The sequence below is a fragment of the Flavobacterium sp. FPG59 genome (assembly GCF_002150205.1).
Lineage (GTDB): Bacteria > Bacteroidota > Bacteroidia > Flavobacteriales > Flavobacteriaceae > Flavobacterium.
Genome location: NZ_MTCA01000005.1, coordinates 32495 through 49542 on the forward strand (window position 1 = coordinate 32495; position 17048 = coordinate 49542).

The window sequence follows — 17048 nt, forward strand, 5'->3', positions numbered from 1 at the left end:
AATTAGCGATCAGCTTTTAGCCATTAGCCTAAATTTAAAAGCATGAAGGATTTTAAAAATTTTGTAGTTTGGCAAAAATCACATCAATTAACTCTTGATGTCTATAAAATGACACATAATTTTCCAAAAGAAGAGCTTTTCGGCTTAACTAGCCAAATGAAAAGATCCGCAAGTTCAATTCCAACTAATATTGCTGAAGGTTGTGGAAGGAATTCAGATAAAGATTTTGCTCGATTTTTAATAATTGCATTTGGATCAGCAAATGAATTAGAATATCAATTTATACTGAGTCGAGATTTAAATTTCATCAATAATGAGTCAAGTGAAAAACTATTATTTCAAGTTGAAGAAATTAAAAAAATGCTCAATAGTTTAATATCTAAGCTATATAACAAATAAAATTTTAATTGCCGAAAGCTAATTGCTGAAAGCTAAAAGCTAGTATATATGTTCCCATTACAAAGAGGTCGTCGTTTAAGAGTCAACGAATCCATTCGTTCCTTAGTTCGTGAAACTACATTAAGTCCAAGTGATTTTATGTTTCCTATGTTTATTGCCGAAGGCGAAAACGTAGAAGTTGAAATTCCATCTATGCCAGGAATTTTTCGACGTTCTATTGATTTGACGGTAAAAGAAGTGCAAGAATTATTCGAATTAGGAATTCGAGCAGTAAACATCTATGTAAAAGTTGACGAAAATCTAAAAGACAACGCAGGTACTGAAGCTTGGAACCCAAACGGACTCATGCAAAATGCCATTCGTGCCATCAAAACCGCTTGTCCGGAAATGATTGTTATGCCTGATGTGGCTTTGGATCCGTATTCTATTTATGGTCATGACGGAATCATAGCAAATGGCGATGTTGAAAATGATAGTACCAACGATGCGTTGGTAAAAATGGCTGTTTCTCATGCTCAAGCTGGTGCCGATTTCGTAGCGCCAAGCGATATGATGGACGGACGTGTACTGCGCTTGCGTCAAGGTTTAGATGCTGCAGGATTTCACAATGTGGGAATCATGAGCTATTCTGCCAAATATGCCTCGGCATTTTACGGACCGTTTCGCGATGCTTTAGACTCTGCTCCAAAAGACGCTGATGTGGTTGTCCCAAAAAATAAAAAAACCTATCAAATGGATTATGCCAATCGTCTTGAAGCCATCAAAGAAGCACTTTGGGATGTTGAAGAAGGCGCTGATATGGTCATGGTAAAACCCGGGATTGCTTACTTAGACATTGTTCGCGAAGTAAAAAATGCGGTTCTTGTACCCGTAACCGTATACCATGTGTCCGGTGAATATGCCATGATTAAAGCCGCTTCCGAAAGAGGTTGGTTGGATCACGACCAAACCATGATGGAGCAGTTAATGTGCATCAAACGTGCAGGAGCCAGTTTAATTTCGACTTATTTTGCCAAAGAAGCCGCAATACTTTTAAATAAAAAATAATGAAAAAGATCCTTTGCTTATTAGCCGTATGTTGCTTTCTATCTTGTAAAAAAGAAGAAACCAAAAAAGAATCCTTGTACCCAACAACTACTGAAGAAGCTGCTCAAACTCCAGTAGAATTAGGAAAAGAAATTTTTGAAGGAAAGGGAAATTGTATCGCCTGTCACCAAATTGACAAAAAGGTAATCGGTCCCAGCTTACAAGACATTGCAGGTATTTATAAAAGTAAAAATGCTGATATGGTCACCTTTTTAAAAGGCGAAGGCGAACCAATTGTAGACCCAAGTCAATACGAGGTAATGAAAGCTAACTTTGCACTCACAAAAGCCATGTCCGACGAGGAATTGAAAGCGCTAGAAGCCTACGTATATTCTCATTTAAAATAAAGTTTTTAGGAGCTATATCCTGCTATCCGCTATATCTCTTGTGTTCGCTAGCGCTACCACAAGAGGATGCCGCTTCTATCAGGGCTAAAAACAAAGACCATTCGCAAGTACGAATGGTTTTTTTATGACCGTATGTAGTCTACACAGATTATTTTTTTACCTTTAAAAAATGGAAACAGTCTACATCAATACTCCGCTAGGAATTGCTGCCATTACAGGTGATGTACATGGTGTTTCTGAAATAACAGTTTTAGAAGAGGGTGAAGTATCCGCTCAAATTCCCGTTTTTTTACAAGAGGCTGTACAGCAACTTCAAGAATATTTCCATTCGCAAAGAACTGATTTTAGCTTTAAACTCAATCCAAAAGGAACTGATTTTCAACAAAAAGTTTGGAACGCATTACTCGATATTCCTTTTGGGAAAACAAGAACCTATTTAGAACAATCCAAATTTCTTGGTGATCCAAAAGCCATTCGAGCTGTAGCTTCCGCCAATGGGAAAAACCCACTTTGGATTGTAGTTCCGTGTCACAGAGTAATTGGTAGTGATGGTTCATTAACGGGTTATGCAGGAGGATTATGGCGCAAAAAATGGTTGTTAGAGCATGAAAATCCTTCCCCGCAACATAGTTTATTTTAGTTGGTTATGAATATTTTTTTTATATTCGTTTAAGATTATCCGTGCAAATCTTTTAAATCAGCGTCATCTGCGTGCCATAAAAAATGATCGAAAAAATAAATCTCAACAACATTCTGTTTCTCGATATAGAAACCGTTCCAGAATCTGAAAATTACGATTCTTTAGATCCTGAAATGCAATCGCTTTGGGAACATAAAACCCAATACCAACGCAAAGAAGAGTTTTCTCCCGAAGATTTTTATGATCGTGCGGGTATTTGGGCCGAGTTTGGTAAAATTGTGTGTATTTCGGTAGGTTATTTTACCATCAAAGGTGACATTCGTAATTTTCGAGTAACGAGTTTTTTTGGCGAAGAGAAAAAAATACTTTCCGACTTTAATAATTTACTCAACAATCACTTCAATCAACCGCAGCATGTCTTGTGCGGACACAACGCCAAGGAATTTGATATTCCCTTTTTGGCTAGGCGAATGATTATCAACAATATTGCAATTCCAAACAAGCTGAATTTATTTGGAAAAAAACCTTGGGAAATTCCACATTTAGATACTCTAGAATTATGGAAATTTGGCGATTACAAGCATTTTACGTCTTTGAAGTTGATGTGTAAAGTGCTCGGAATTCCTTCTTCAAAAGGCGATATCGATGGCAGTCAAGTGGGTCATGTATTTTATGTAGAAAAGGATATTGACCGTATTGTAACTTATTGTGAGCGAGATACGATTGCTGTAGCGCAAATTTTTCTTCGCTTGCGTAGAGAAGAGTTGTTGATAGAAGACGAGATTATTCATGTGTAGGCAACTTCAATGGCAATATCAATGTCAAAATGCAATGTCAATTTTAAAATTCTTTTATTGAAATTGACATTGTAATTGTTATTGATATCGATTTATTACATTTACAAAAATTATAAGTTATGGTATTGAGTAGATTTTGGTTGGTTATTTTTATTTCATCAATTGTTTTTGTGGTAGTGAGTTTGTTCAGTTCAAATACCTACACAATTGATTATGTCTTAAATGGAAAAAAAGACGACCCGATTTTGATTTCTGAAAAAATGCCGGAGCAATTGTCGCTTTTCATCAAAGACAGTATCAAAAATGCACCAGATCAAACCATGATTGTCAATCGCGATACTTTAAACGCGGATACAACTTATGTATTTAAAAATAAAACTGTAAAAATCTACAGTGGTGTACAAAAATCAGATGGTTTATTACCTACCTGTAAAAGTACTTTGTTGGATTTAGTTTTGCCATTAATGGCTTATTTGGCTTTCTTTTGTGGGTTGATGGAGCTTCTGATTATTTCAGGTGCTTCGGGTAAGTTGGCTAAAGGATTGAGCCCTGTTTTTGTAAAAGTATTTCCGAGTATTCCCAAAAATCACCCATCGATATCCTATATGACGTTGAATTTTGCAGCTAATTTTCTTGGCTTAGATTCGGCTGCAACACCTTTTGGCCTCAAAGCCATGGAAAGCTTACAAGAAATTAATCCTGAAAAAGATAAAGCGAGTGATGCCCAAATTATGTTCATGTGCTTACACGCCTCAGGACTTACATTGATAGCTACTTCAATCATTGGCTATCGTGCTGCCGCTAATGCCGCTAATCCTGCCGATGTGATGTTGCCTTGTATTATAACGTCGTTCATAGGTACCATTGCAGCCTTTTTGATTGTTGGTATCAAACAAAAAATCAATTTTAAAAGTGCGTCTTTGGTATTGGTCTTAATTACGTTAATCGCAGCTATTATTGGTTTGCTGATGTACGTGAACCAATTGGATTTAGTGGGTAAAAACTACTTTACATCTAATCTGTCAGCTTTAATTTTAATCGCTATTATTGCGTTCACTTTGATTTTTTCGTTTTGGAATGAAAAGAAATTTACTGCTGCAAGCACTACCGTTTTTGATGCTTTTGTAGTGGGAGCTAACAATGGCGTGAAAACGGGGGTAACTATTTTCCCTTACGTTTTAGGGATGTTAGTTGCTATTTCCTTGTTTAGAAATAGTGGTTTGTTTGAAATCATCAGTAACGGAATTGCCTTTTTATTCTCAAATATGGGCGTAAGTAAAGAGATTACAGATGCTTTGCCAGTAGCCTTGCTACGTCCATTTAGTTCTGCGGGTTCTAGAGGATTTTTGATTGATTCTATGAACACTTTTGGTCCAGATTCCTTAACGGCTCGCTTGAGTAGTATTTTTCAATGTAGCGCCGAAAGTACTTTTTATGTAATTGCAGTTTATTTTGGATCGGTAAATATCAAAAATACGCGTTACGCTTTAGGAACCATGTTATTGGTAGACGTGATATGTGTAATTACGGCAATATTTGTGGCGAGTTGGTTTTTTTAATCCAACCGATAAAATTTCTTAAAAATGTACCGAGCCTAAGGCTCTCAATTTTATGGTGACTAATTACAACGGATTGAAATCCGTTGAAAAAACTAAAAACTTATAATTGAACTTTCGTAAGAACACAACATATTGTTAAATTTTGATTTGATTTCGTAGGATCCAATTATGTACTAGGATTTTTAATCAATTTTTCATTCTTTTGAGGGATTCAATAATTTTTTAAATTCATATCACAATGTCAAAATATACCAAATACATCGCCATCGGTTTGCTAATTCTTTTTTTACTAACAAGTATTTTAACGTAGTAGTTTAGCGTTGCTTTTTGAGTAACTTTTAAACTAACACTAACTATTTTATCTTTGTAAAAACATTACACCATGGACTTTATTTATCAGGATCCTTATCCTATTTTAAAAGACGATACACAATACCGAAAAATATCTTCAGACTACGTAAAAGTAGAACAGCTGGGAGATAGAGAAATCTTAACCGTTGATCCAAAAGGTTTGGAGTTGCTTTCGCAAGAAGCTATGAAAGACGTTTCTTTTATGCTTCGTACTTCACACTTAGAAAAATTACGTGCTATTTTGGATGATCCAGAAGCGACAGATAACGATCGTTTTGTTGCGTATAATCTATTGCAAAATGCTGCAGTAGCTATTGACGGACAATTGCCATCTTGTCAAGACACCGGAACAGCGATTGTAATGGCCAAAAAAGGAGAAAATGTATACACAGGTGTAGATGATGCCGAATGGCTTTCAAAAGGGATTTTCAACACCTACCAAGAAAAAAACCTGCGTTATTCTCAAATTGTTCCGATCAGTATGTTCGAAGAAAAGAATTCGGGTTCTAATCTCCCTGCTCAAATTGATATTTATGCCAAAAAAGGAAATACGTACGAGTTTTTGTTTTTAGCAAAAGGGGGCGGTTCTGCCAATAAAACCTATTTGTACCAACAAACGAAATCGCTTTTGAACGAAAAGTCAATGGACGCTTTTGTACGTGCTAAAATCATGGATTTAGGTACTTCTGCCTGTCCGCCGTATCACTTGGCATTTGTAATTGGCGGTACTTCTGCCGAGGCCAATTTGGCTGCTGTTAAAAAAGCTTCAGCGGGTTATTACGATCATTTGCCTACCACAGGAAACATGGCTGGTCAAGCATTCCGTGATTTAGAATGGGAGCAAAGAGTGCAACAAATTTGCCAAGAAAGTGCCATTGGAGCACAGTTTGGTGGAAAATATTTTACGCATGATGTACGTGTGATTCGTTTACCACGTCATGCTGCTTCTTGCCCTGTAGGATTAGGAGTGTCGTGTTCTGCTGATAGAAATATAAAAGGAAAAATCACAAAAGAAGGTATTTTTGTAGAACAACTTGAGGTTAATCCAGGGCGTTTATTGCCTGCAACTCCCCCACATTTAGAACCTGCTGTTGAGATTGATTTGAACAAACCGATGGCTGATATTCTTAAAAAATTATCTCAATATCCTATAAAAACACGTTTAAAACTGAACGGAACTTTGATTGTAGCGCGTGATATTGCACATGCTAAAATCAAAGAACTTTTGGATGCAGGTAAACCTATGCCGGAGTATTTCAAAAATCATCCGGTGTATTATGCTGGTCCAGCAAAAACTCCAGACGGAATGCCATCGGGAAGTTTCGGTCCAACCACGGCCGGAAGAATGGATGTTTATGTAGAAGAATTTCAAAAAGCCGGCGGAAGTATGATCATGCTTGCTAAAGGAAATAGAACGCCACAAGTTATGAATGCTTGTAAAACCTACGGAGGCTTTTATTTAGGCTCTATTGGAGGTCCAGCAGCTATTTTAGCACAAGATAACATCTTAAAGGTAGAAGTAGTTGACTTTGAAGAGTTAGGTATGGAAGCAGTTCGAAAAATAACTGTCAAAGATTTCCCAGCCTTCATTATTACTGATGATAAAGGAAATGATTTCTTTGAAAATTTATAAAATGTAATTGCAAAGTTAGAAATGCAAGCTTAAAATTTAAAACCGCAGATTCACAGATTTTATATTTCAAAACTTTGAATCTGCGGCTACTTTTTTAAAAAATTTAATCTATTGTCATTTCTGGAATTTCTCCGTCAATGATTAGTGTTGCTTCTGTTGAGGCAATGATATGTTCTACAGTAACTCCTGGCGCGCGCTCTAAAAGCTTAAAACCTGCCGAGGTAACTTCTAGTACTGCAAGTTCGGTTACTACCTTTTTAACGCAGCCTACACCCGTTAATGGCAAAGAGCATTTTTTAAGGATTTTAGATTCGCCTGCTTTGTTTACATGCATCATGGCTACAATGATATTCTCTGCAGAAGCCACTAAATCCATTGCGCCACCCATTCCTTTTACCATTTTGCCTGGTATTTTCCAGTTGGCGATATCACCATTTTCGGCCACTTCCATAGCGCCTAGAATAGTTAAATCTACTTTTTGAGATCTTATCATCCCGAAACTCAAGGCGGAGTCAAAAAACGATGCTCCTGGCAAGGTTGTAATGGTTTGTTTTCCGGCGTTAATGATGTCGGCATCTTCTTCTCCTGCAAACGGGAATGGTCCCATGCCTAATACGCCATTTTCACTTTGAAATTCAACTGAAATATCCGTACGAACATAATTAGCCACCAAGGTAGGAATTCCAATTCCTAGGTTAACATAATAGCCGTCTTGTACTTCTTTGGCAATTCTTCTTGCTATATCTTCTTTTGTTAAAGCCATAATTTTATTTTTGAAACTGGTAAGGTTTTTATAATTTGAGTATTCTTAAATCATAAAATGAAGTCCATATAATTCTTTGCAAACTGAATATTACTTTTGTCTCACAGTTCGTTGTTCAATTCTTTTTTCAAATGTTTCTCCTTGAAAAATGCGTTGTACCATAATTCCTGGAATGTGAATTTCATTGGGGTCTAATGCGCCTACGGGCAAAAGTTCTTCTACTTCCGCGATAGTAATTTTTGCAGCTCCAGCCATGCTAGAATTGAAATTACGGGCAGTTCCTTTAAAAATTAAATTACCTGCTTCATCACCTTTCCATGCTTTTACTATTGCAAAATCAGCTTTGTAAGCGAGTTCCATGATGTGCATTTTACCATTAAATTCGCGAACTTCTTTTCCTTCAGCTACTTCAGTACCGTAACCTGCTGGTGTAAAAAACGCAGGAATTCCGGCTTGTGCAGCACGGCACTTTTCTGCCAAAGTTCCTTGAGGTGTTAATTCAACTTCTAGTTCGCCTGAAAGCATTTGACGTTCAAACTCGGCATTTTCACCCACATACGATGAGATCATTTTTTTGATTTGGCGCTTTTGCAAAAGCAATCCAAGTCCGAAATCATCTACACCGGCATTGTTCGAAATACAGGTTAAATCGGTTACGTTTTTTTGAACCAATTCGGCAATACTATTTTCTGGAATTCCACATAATCCAAAACCGCCTAGCATGATAGTCATGCCATTTTCAATGCTTTGAAGTGCATCTTGAACGGTATTTACTTTTTTGTTAATCATAAAAATAAGGTGCTATTTATCGAATTTTAATCTAATGATGAATTGAGTTTTAGTACGAATACCCTAGCCCAGATAAAAGTGGAAATCCTTTTTGAAAGCGATTTTTCATCGCTTTTTAAAAGATTGCAACGTATAGCTGGATTAGCTCCAAATGAAAATTTTACAATTCAAATTCTTCTGTATCTTGCTCTACAGCTGTTGTGTCTACTACTTTTTTCGGTACATAACAATCTACTTTGATAGAAAGATTGTTTGGTCTTTCAAAAGGTTCTTTGGATACTTTGAGCGCTGGATCTTCGTAACACAGTTTCATGAAATAACCCCAAACTGGTAAAGCTGCCGTAGCTCCTTGCCCGTAAGTAATGCTTTTGAAACGAGCCGAACGGTCTTCACAACCTACCCAAACTCCGGTTACTAAATTAGGTACCATTCCCATAAACCAACCATCAGATTGATTTTGTGTAGTTCCTGTTTTTCCTGCAATTGGGTTTCTAAATGAGTATGGATAACCCGTCCAGCGGTTGTCTCCATTACCGCCACCAGTGGTACGCAAACGGTCACCTGAACCACCTTCAGTTACTCCTTCTAGTAATTTCACCACAGCGTATGCAATATCTTTATTCAATACATCGTGTGATTCTGGAATGGGCTCGTAAATTACTACACCACTTTTATCTTCTATTTTAGTTATAAATTGAGGTTTTCTATACACACCTTGATTAGCAAAGGTACTGTACGCAGCTACCATATCTTGAACAGTGATTTCTACGGCACCAAGTGCTATAGATGGCTGGGTAACAATCTCTGATTTTACACCTAGTTTATGCGTTAAATCAATAACGGCTTCAGGACCAACTTTGTCTATTAATTTAGCCGATACTGTATTGATTGAGTTTGCCAAACCTCTTTTTAAAGTTACCATTCCGCGGTATTTGTTATCAGAGTTTTTAGGTTCCCAATCTTCGGTTACGTGGTGACGCCCTTTACGAATCATGAACGGACCATCTACAATTGAGTCGCAAGGAGACATATTCAACTGTTCGATAGCTGTAGCATAAACGAACGGTTTGAATGTAGATCCTACTTGTCTAGCTCCTTGACCCACGTGATCGTACTGAAAATATTTGTAATTAATACCGCCTACCCAAGCTTTGATGTTACCGGTTTGTGGCTCCATGGCCATTAACCCAGCTTGTAAAAAGTGTTTGTAATAACGGATAGAGTCAAGCGGAGTCATTATAGTGTCACGTTCCCCTTTCCAAGTAAAGATTTTCATTTTAGTTTTTTCGCTAAATGACTTTATGATTTCTTCGTCTGTTTTATCCAATGATTTTAGGATAGACCAGCGGCTAGAAGATTTCATAGCTTGGTTGATAATGCGCTGCGTTTCTACAGTTGAAATGTTTACAAATGGTGCGTTTTTATTGTCTTTTGACTGAATAAAAAATTCTTCTTGTAAGTTTGCCATGTGTTCTTTTACAGCTTCTTCAGCATGCAACTGCATTCTAGAATCAATAGTGGTATAAATCTTAAGACCGTCTTTGTAAATATCGTAATCAGTACCGTCTGGTTTTTTATTTTCTTCAACCCATTTTTTCATGTAATCACGCAAGTACTCTCTAAAATAGGTAGCAGTTCCATCTTTGTGAGTTTCGAGTTTGAAATTTAATTTTATAGGTAAGCTTTGCAATCTTACTTTTTCTGATGTAGAGATGATATTGGCTTTTTCCATTTGTAAAAGCACCACATTTCGGCGGTTTTTTACTCCTTGCGGATTTCGTACAGGATTGTACAAACCAGAGTTTTTAAACATTCCAACTAATATTGCTGACTCGCTAATGGTTAAATCCTTTGGCTCCTTAGAAAAATACGTTTTAGCAGCAGAACTTACTCCAACAGAATTGTTTCCAAAATCATACACATTGCAGTACATGGCAATGATTTCATTTTTAGTGTATTGTCTTTCTAAACGAATAGCGACTATCCATTCTTGTGCTTTTTGTATGATTCTAAAAGGTAAGAACTTAGAACCTTCACCGTGTAATAATTGTTTAGCAAACTGTTGCGTTAAAGTACTCGCTCCTCCGCTGGTTCCAAAACTTGAAATGGCTCTCAAAGTTCCTCTACCATCAATTCCAGAATGTTCGTAAAAACGAGCATCCTCAGTAGCAATAAGTGCCTGAACTAGATTTTTAGGTAAATCCTCGTATTTTAATTGAGACCTATTTTTTTCAAAATACTTGCCAATAACCACTCCGTCAGCCGAAATAACTTCGGTAGCTAAGTTAGAATCTGGATTTTCTAAGTCTTCAAAGGATGGCATGGCGCCAAATAATCCCCAAGAAGTGAAAAGGAAAAACAAGCCTATGCTTCCTAAACCTATGAAGAATATTTTCCAAAATTTCTTTTGATAATACGCGATGCTTTTATCATCGTTTCTTGTTGGGTTGTTGTTTTTTTTGATAGCCATAATACTAATTTATTCTTTTTTTTCAATTCTAAATCCTACCTCGGTAATTCCGTTAAGCGCTGTTACACCTGGAACTTTTCCGTTTTCTCGTACGGCTTGTTTAATGTGTACTTTGTATTTTGAACGTAACCTCACATTCTCTTTATAAAAGAGTTTACTTTCCTTAATGTCCGAAAAGCCATCTCCTAAAAGTGTTCCATCAACATCAGCCATTTGGTATTCTAGTGTATCAACTTTGGTAAACCCATTAGGCAATTCCATTGCAACAATCAAAAACAAATTATTGAATTGATAATTGTTATTTGCCCTCAAGTTTACAAATAAGTTGTAGCGTTGCGTAGAGTCAAGTATAGGTAAGTTAAAGGTAACAGTACTGTCCTTATGCCATGCATTGCCTACTGAGTGGTACTCATCAAAACTTCTTTTTTTGTCACAAGAAACAAAGAGGACTGTAAGCAAAAAGAGTATGGTGCTATTTCTTATCCACATTTTTTGTAATAATTATTGGTTTGCGGGGTTCTGCTGGTTTTTTATCAGCAGGAGCAGGACGGTTGTTGTTAGGTCTTGCCGTGTTTGCTGGTTTGTTGCTATTGTTTTTATTGCTCGTAATTTTGTTAGCTGCGGGCTTATTGTTTGTTATTTTATTGGCTGCAGCAGGTTTGTTTGCATTGGCTACAATAGCATTTTCACCAGTCGGTTTTCGTTTTTTATTATTTTTCTTCCTTGGTTTAGGTTGGTCAAATCGCGTTAAACTTTCTTGACCCATAGCATTGTTAAAGTTTTTCTCAGGCTCAACAATAACTTCAATTGCATAATCTTCTAGGCAGGAAACTTTGTTTTTCAACTTGTTTTCGGCAATAATTTCTTTTACTTGATCAATTTTTAGTACATGCCAATTAGCAAAATTATTGGTATAGGCAAACCACATCAACCCTTTAAAGATATCTTGTTTTTGGCAAATGGCATCTCCTTTTTCAGTAACAAGTTTCGTGTCAAAATCAGGAAAATGCTTTAAGGCATCCATGTAAGTGTCTAGCTCATAGTTCAAGCAACACTTCAGTTTACCGCATTGTCCCGCTAGTTTTTGTGGGTTCAAGGATAATTGTTGGTAACGTGCAGCTGAGGTATTTACACTTCTAAAATCAGTCAACCAAGTCGAGCAACACAATTCTCTTCCGCAAGAGCCAATTCCGCCCAAACGAGCTGCTTCTTGACGGAAACCTACTTGTTTCATTTCAATACGGGTGCTGAATTCTTTTGCGAAATCTTTGATTAATGCTCTAAAATCAATTCGATCGTTTGCTGTATAGTAAAATGTAGCTTTTGATCCATCTCCTTGAAATTCAATATCCGAAATTTTCATTTCTAGTTTTTGAGCAATGGCCAATTCACGTGCGCGAACTTTCATAGGCTCTTCGCGGTCGCGAGCTGCAGACCAAATATCAATGTCTTTTTGTGATGCTTTTCTATAAATTTTCGGAATTTCGTTGCTGCTAGGATTCGCTCCTTTTTTCTTCATTTGAATGCGAACCAACTCACCTGTTAGTGTTACTATACCAATATCATGTCCTGGAGAAGCTACCGTGGCAACAATATCTCCCATGCTCAAGGTTAATTTTTCAGTATTGCGGTAAAATTCTTTTCGTCCGTTTTTGAAACGTACTTCAACACAGTCAAAAGGGGCGTCGCCATTAGGCAAACTCATATTCGAAAGCCAATCAAAAACCGTCAATTTATTGCAGCTATCGGTGCCGCAAGTCCCATTATTTTTACAACCCTTTGGTGCGCCACCATCAGAAGTTGAACAACTTGTACATGCCATAATCTTATATGTAGTGTTGTGACGAGCACAACTTAAGTTCTTAAAACGTTTAATGTGTAAAGATAGTATTTTTTAATTTTATTGAACAACGCCAATTTAGGGCAATAATTCATAAATTTATACTAAAAAACCCATTACAAAAATGTTTTGTAATGGGTTTGTAGTGTTGTAGTTACGGCAAGTTGCTTAATTTATAACTGTATATAATTTATCTGATAGTCTAATTCTAAAAGGGAGTTTAAACGTGCATGTATCGCCAGTTACGGCTATTTCTTGAGGAGTTCCGTTAACCATCATTTCTTCAATGGTTAGTATTTGTTCTCCGGTTGTGCTACCTTTTATTAAAATGGTATCGCCTATTTTAAGTTCATTTTCTTCAATTATAAACTGACCAATATTAGCTTTTGGGAAAAAATGCATGCCTTTACCTATGTATTGTTTCTTAATTTTAGTCACTTTTTTCAAAGCTGGTTTTCTTTTTGCCAGTTCAGTCAAGTCGGGAATAGCTGCCAACGGATCTGTATTATTTTTAAAAAGCAACTTGTCCGATTTTCCTTTTTTGAAAATCTTATTTCCGTTTTTTATTCCTCTGCGAATGGCTTTTTGCTCCTCTTCGGGCAAGTGAATTACAGTCACACATTCAACCGAACAACAACCTTGCATTTTTTCTTTGCAAGAATCACACTGAATAAAAAGCAAATGACAACCTTCGTTTTCGCAATTCGTATGCACATCACAAGGCGCACCACATTGATGGCATTGCGAAACAATATCATCTGTAATGCGTTCGCCCAAGCGGTGGTCAAAGACAAAGTTTTTACCTATAAATTTACTCTCTAGATTTTCTTCTTTTATTTGCTTGGCGTAGTTGATAATACCACCTTCCAGCTGAAAAACATTCTTAAAACCTTGGTGTTTAAAGTAAGCCGATGCTTTTTCGCAACGAATGCCGCCTGTGCAATACATCACCAAGTTTTTATCTTCCTTAAAGTCTTGTAGTTGCTCATTAATAATTGGCAACGATTCTCTAAACGTATCAACATCAGGAGTGATGGCGCCTTTAAAATAGCCTATTTCACTTTCGTAATGGTTTCTAAAATCGACTACAATTGTGTTGGGATCATCTAGAATTTCGTTGAACTCCTTTGCTTTTAGGTGCACACCTATGTTGGTCACATCAAAAGTTTCATCGTTCAAACCATCGGCAACAATTTTGTCACGCACCTTAATCGTTAGTTTCAAAAACGAGTGATCGTCATGCTCCACCGCAATATTCAAGCGCATCCCTTTCATAAAATCGTATGCTTCAACGGTGTCCTTGAAGGCATAAAAATTATCGGCAGGCAATGATAATTGTGCATTGATTCCTTCTTTAGCGACATAAATTCGGCCTAGAACTACTAAAGGATCCCAAGCGCGGAATAAATCGTTTCGAAATTGAGTTGGATCTTGAATTTGCGCATAAGCATAGAACGACAAAGTGAGTCTTTGTTTTCCGGCATCATCAATCATGATGGCTCTTTCCTCTGCGCTTAATGTGTTATACAGTTGCATGCTATAAACAGTTTAAGTGAGAAATATATTTTTTGCAAAAGTAAGCAAAAAGGTCCAAAGGCGCAAAGTTTTAAAGGGACTAAGGTTCGCAAGCAATAAATAGATGCTTAGTTTTCCATAAAGTCTTAATGGTTTATTTTTCTTGGAGCTATTTCCAGCTTTCCGCTAAATCTCTTGTTTTCGCTAACGCTACAACAAGAGGATACCGCTTCAATCTGGGCTAAGTTGTTGTGGTTAAATCGATATTGTACGGTTATTTGTCATTCTGAGGAACGAAGATTTGAGCGCTAGAAAACTGGTGGAGCAATCTATGTTTGTTAAGTAACTTATTGAGACTCTTCCTTCATCAGAGGGACAAATTTGTCGTAGATAAAAACAATAATCAACATCAATAAATAAAAAAACCACGCCGAAACGTGGTTTTAAATTTTATCTTCTGTCAGGTACTAGCAATACTCGTTGAAAGCGTCTTTTAGGTTCTCAGCAATTAGTTCTGCTGGGCGACCTTCAATGTGGTGACGCTCTAGCATGTGTACTAATTCTCCGTTTTTGAACAAAGCCATACTTGGCGATGATGGAGGAAAAGGGAACATGTGTTGTCTTGCAGCATCAACAGCATCTTTGTCAACTCCTGCAAAAACAGTAATTAATTGATCTGGTTTTTTACCACCTTCTAAACTCATTTTTGCTCCTGGGCGTGCATTACGCGCAGCACAACCACAAACCGAATTTACAACTACAAGCGTTGTTCCTTCTGCTTTTAATGCGTTTTCTACTGCTTCGGCACTATGTAAATCTTGAAAACCTGCTGCAGTAAGTTCTGCTTGCATTGGTTTTACCATTTCTTCTGGATACATATCTTTTATTTTAAATCATTAGTAATTAAGTCCTGCAAAGTTACAAAGTTTACATTCAACAATAAGTGTTCAAGTATAAAGTTTTGTTATAGTTTTATTGTTATTTCAAGGCTTTGGCAGCCACGTGAAAAATGGCTTTGATAAACAACATTTTCGGACATTTTAAAATCACCTGAATATCTTCTTTTAGGGAAGTTTCCTCATCCAAAAATTTAAAGATCACCGCTGGGTTTCCTTTTTTGAACATCGAAGAAAAAATGCGAGAACCCAATTCGTTTTTGCGGTCTAAAATGTCTAGTAAAAGCAAATCATAAAGCCAGAATTTTGTTTTTTTATGAAATTTAGTAAAGTCGGTTTCTCTTTGTAAAAAGGCAACTAACTCACTTGATTTTTTATCTGAATTTTTGAAAGTGTAACCCGTACTGGCTTTGGTCCAACCGCCAGAAGTACCAATGTTGATAACGTTTTTAGTATTGGCTTTCCAAAAAGGATAACACGTCATCGGGATGCTGCCTTGTTCTTTTTCAATAATTTCGTAGTTCGTAATCCCTAGTTTTTGAATATATTGTTGTATTTCGTTTTCGTATTCTTCTTTCTTTAAATGTTGGTGTGAAAACAAAGTGTATTCCAGTAAAGCTTCCGTTTTAGAGGTGGGCAACACGTACATAAAACGAGTATTTCCTTTTTGTGCTACCGAAAAATCCATGAACGTGGCTTGCTCATTATTGAAAACAGCTTGCTCACTTTTGATAAACCAACCTATAAAATGCTGTTGTAGAACAGGATATTTTTTCTGATTTTCTGCCTTTTGTCTGTGGTAAATACTATTGAATAATTTTGCGCACGAAAAAGATTCGCTTTCCGTTTGTACCAAAATTATAGTTTCGGATTCTTCAATAGTCATGACTTTCTGATTCAAGAAAGTGACGTTTGCTTGTTTCGAAAGCAAATCAAAAACTTGGTTGTAAAAATCAAGTCCTTTCACCATATTGTAGTGATACGGTTGCAAGTCTAAATCCCTGCGAAAAACTGCATTGGCAAACAAAGCCGAATCCCATTTTTTAGAAATAGCCGGTTCCCAAAGTGAATCGGTTGTTTTCCAGAAACACCAGGTTCTATCATTGGTTTTCTTGGAGTTTTCATCCAATAACAAAATATTTTTATCCTTAAATTTCCCAGATTGCACCATTTTATAAACGGTCATCAAAGCCGATAATCCTGAACCAGTAAAAATATAGTCGTAGTGTTTCACGTTACAAATGTAATTTTTTAGAGTCAATTATAAAAAAATAAACCACGCTTTGGCGTGGTCTATAGTTCAATTGTGGCGACGCAATTTACTATTTATGCATTAAAACAGTGTCGATTACATGAATTACACCATTTGATCCCTTTAAATCTACCGCTGTAACGGTAGCAACTCCGCCTTTTTCATCCGTAATGACTACATTTTTGCCTTTCAGTGATGCGGTAAGTACGCCACCTTGAACGGTTTTTAAAACTGCTTTTCCTTTTCCTGCCGTAATAGCAGCAACAACAGCCTTACTGTCAATATTACCTGCTACCACGTGGTACGTTAAGATTCCTTGTAATGTTGTTAAATTTGCTGGTTCTAATAAAGTCTCTAGAGTTCCTTTTGGTAAATTAGCAAATGCTGTATTGGTAGGCGCAAAAACAGTGAACGGTCCTGCTCCAGACAAAGTTTCCACTAAGCTACCAGCTTTTACAGCGGCAACTAAAGTAGTGTGATCTGCAGAGCTTACAGCTACTTCCACTACATTTTGAGCAAACGAGTTAATTCCTGTGAACAAGGCAATTGCTAAAATTGTTGACGATAAAATTTTCTTTGTTTTCATGTTATTTGTTTTTTCATAAAATTACAGCGTTTTGTAAATGTTTCCAGTGTAATTTGTATAAGTTTAACTACTGTTTATTTATTACCTTTCTGGATAGAAATTTAGTAAAGTATTGATTTATAAGG

At 36.7% G+C, this 17048-nt stretch carries 16 protein-coding genes; 7 read left to right on the plus strand and 9 right to left on the minus strand.

The annotated features are described in order from the left end of the window. The first annotated feature begins 42 nt into the window (after positions 1–42). The 7 genes from FPG59_RS01275 to FPG59_RS01305 all read left to right on the plus strand — a co-directional run bounded on the left by FPG59_RS01275 (position 43) and on the right by FPG59_RS01305 (position 6812). A complete protein-coding gene (locus tag FPG59_RS01275; protein ID WP_086452804.1) occupies positions 43–399 on the plus strand; it encodes a four helix bundle protein in 357 nt (118 codons plus the stop codon). A gap of 48 nt (positions 400–447) precedes the next feature. Then, positions 448–1446, plus strand: coding sequence for a porphobilinogen synthase (gene hemB / locus FPG59_RS01280; protein ID WP_086452805.1), 999 nt, complete (start codon positions 448–450; stop codon positions 1444–1446). Continuing rightward, positions 1446–1832 carry a c-type cytochrome gene (locus FPG59_RS01285; protein ID WP_086452806.1) on the plus strand — a complete coding sequence of 129 codons (387 nt, stop codon included), beginning with the start codon at positions 1446–1448 and terminating at the stop codon, positions 1830–1832. Before hemB ends, FPG59_RS01285 begins: the two co-directional genes overlap by 1 nt. A gap of 169 nt (positions 1833–2001) precedes the next feature. Then, a complete protein-coding gene (locus tag FPG59_RS01290; protein WP_086452807.1) occupies positions 2002–2472 on the plus strand; it encodes a methylated-DNA--[protein]-cysteine S-methyltransferase in 471 nt (156 codons plus the stop codon). 83 nt (positions 2473–2555) lie between these two features. Further along, on the plus strand, positions 2556–3269 hold the full coding sequence (locus FPG59_RS01295) for a 3'-5' exonuclease (protein WP_086452808.1): 714 nt from the start codon (positions 2556–2558) through the stop codon (positions 3267–3269). 119 nt (positions 3270–3388) lie between these two features. After that, entirely contained in the window at positions 3389–4828 is a 1440-nt protein-coding gene (locus tag FPG59_RS01300) for a nucleoside recognition domain-containing protein (RefSeq protein ID WP_086452809.1), read from the plus strand. 382 nt (positions 4829–5210) lie between these two features. Then, a complete protein-coding gene (locus tag FPG59_RS01305; protein ID WP_086452810.1) occupies positions 5211–6812 on the plus strand; it encodes a fumarate hydratase in 1602 nt (533 codons plus the stop codon). A 103-nt stretch (positions 6813–6915) separates the two neighbouring features. Here FPG59_RS01305 and FPG59_RS01310 read toward each other — a convergent pair whose 3' ends face one another. The 9 genes from FPG59_RS01310 to FPG59_RS01350 form a co-directional block, all read right to left on the minus strand. Beyond that, the gene (locus tag FPG59_RS01310) at positions 6916–7575 is read right to left on the minus strand and encodes a 3-oxoacid CoA-transferase subunit B (protein ID WP_086452811.1); all 660 of its coding nucleotides are present in this window, start codon (positions 7573–7575) and stop codon (positions 6916–6918) included. A gap of 90 nt (positions 7576–7665) precedes the next feature. Beyond that, the gene (locus FPG59_RS01315; protein ID WP_086452812.1) at positions 7666–8364 is read right to left on the minus strand and encodes a CoA transferase subunit A; all 699 of its coding nucleotides are present in this window, start codon (positions 8362–8364) and stop codon (positions 7666–7668) included. Between the two features lie 160 nt (positions 8365–8524). Further along, the gene (locus FPG59_RS01320) at positions 8525–10834 is read right to left on the minus strand and encodes a penicillin-binding protein 1A (protein WP_086452813.1); all 2310 of its coding nucleotides are present in this window, start codon (positions 10832–10834) and stop codon (positions 8525–8527) included. 9 nt (positions 10835–10843) lie between these two features. Then, entirely contained in the window at positions 10844–11323 is a 480-nt protein-coding gene (locus FPG59_RS01325; RefSeq protein WP_086452814.1) for a gliding motility lipoprotein GldH, read from the minus strand. Continuing rightward, complete coding sequence (locus tag FPG59_RS01330; protein WP_086452815.1) at positions 11307–12656, minus strand: regulatory iron-sulfur-containing complex subunit RicT; 1350 nt, start codon at positions 12654–12656, stop codon at positions 11307–11309. Before FPG59_RS01330 ends, FPG59_RS01325 begins: the two co-directional genes overlap by 17 nt. A 186-nt stretch (positions 12657–12842) precedes the next feature. Beyond that, positions 12843–14210, minus strand: a complete 1368-nt coding sequence (locus FPG59_RS01335; RefSeq protein WP_086452816.1) for a rhodanese-related sulfurtransferase — start codon at positions 14208–14210, stop codon at positions 12843–12845. Positions 14211–14656: 446 nt separating this feature from the next. Further along, positions 14657–15067 (minus strand): BrxA/BrxB family bacilliredoxin, encoded by a 411-nt coding sequence (locus FPG59_RS01340; RefSeq protein WP_086452817.1) that lies wholly within the window; start codon positions 15065–15067, stop codon positions 14657–14659. Between the two features lie 100 nt (positions 15068–15167). Next, positions 15168–16319, minus strand: coding sequence for a lycopene cyclase family protein (locus tag FPG59_RS01345; RefSeq protein WP_086452818.1), 1152 nt, complete (start codon positions 16317–16319; stop codon positions 15168–15170). Between the two features lie 88 nt (positions 16320–16407). Further along, positions 16408–16923 (minus strand): fasciclin domain-containing protein, encoded by a 516-nt coding sequence (locus tag FPG59_RS01350; protein WP_086452819.1) that lies wholly within the window; start codon positions 16921–16923, stop codon positions 16408–16410. Positions 16924–17048 lie beyond the last annotated feature (125 nt).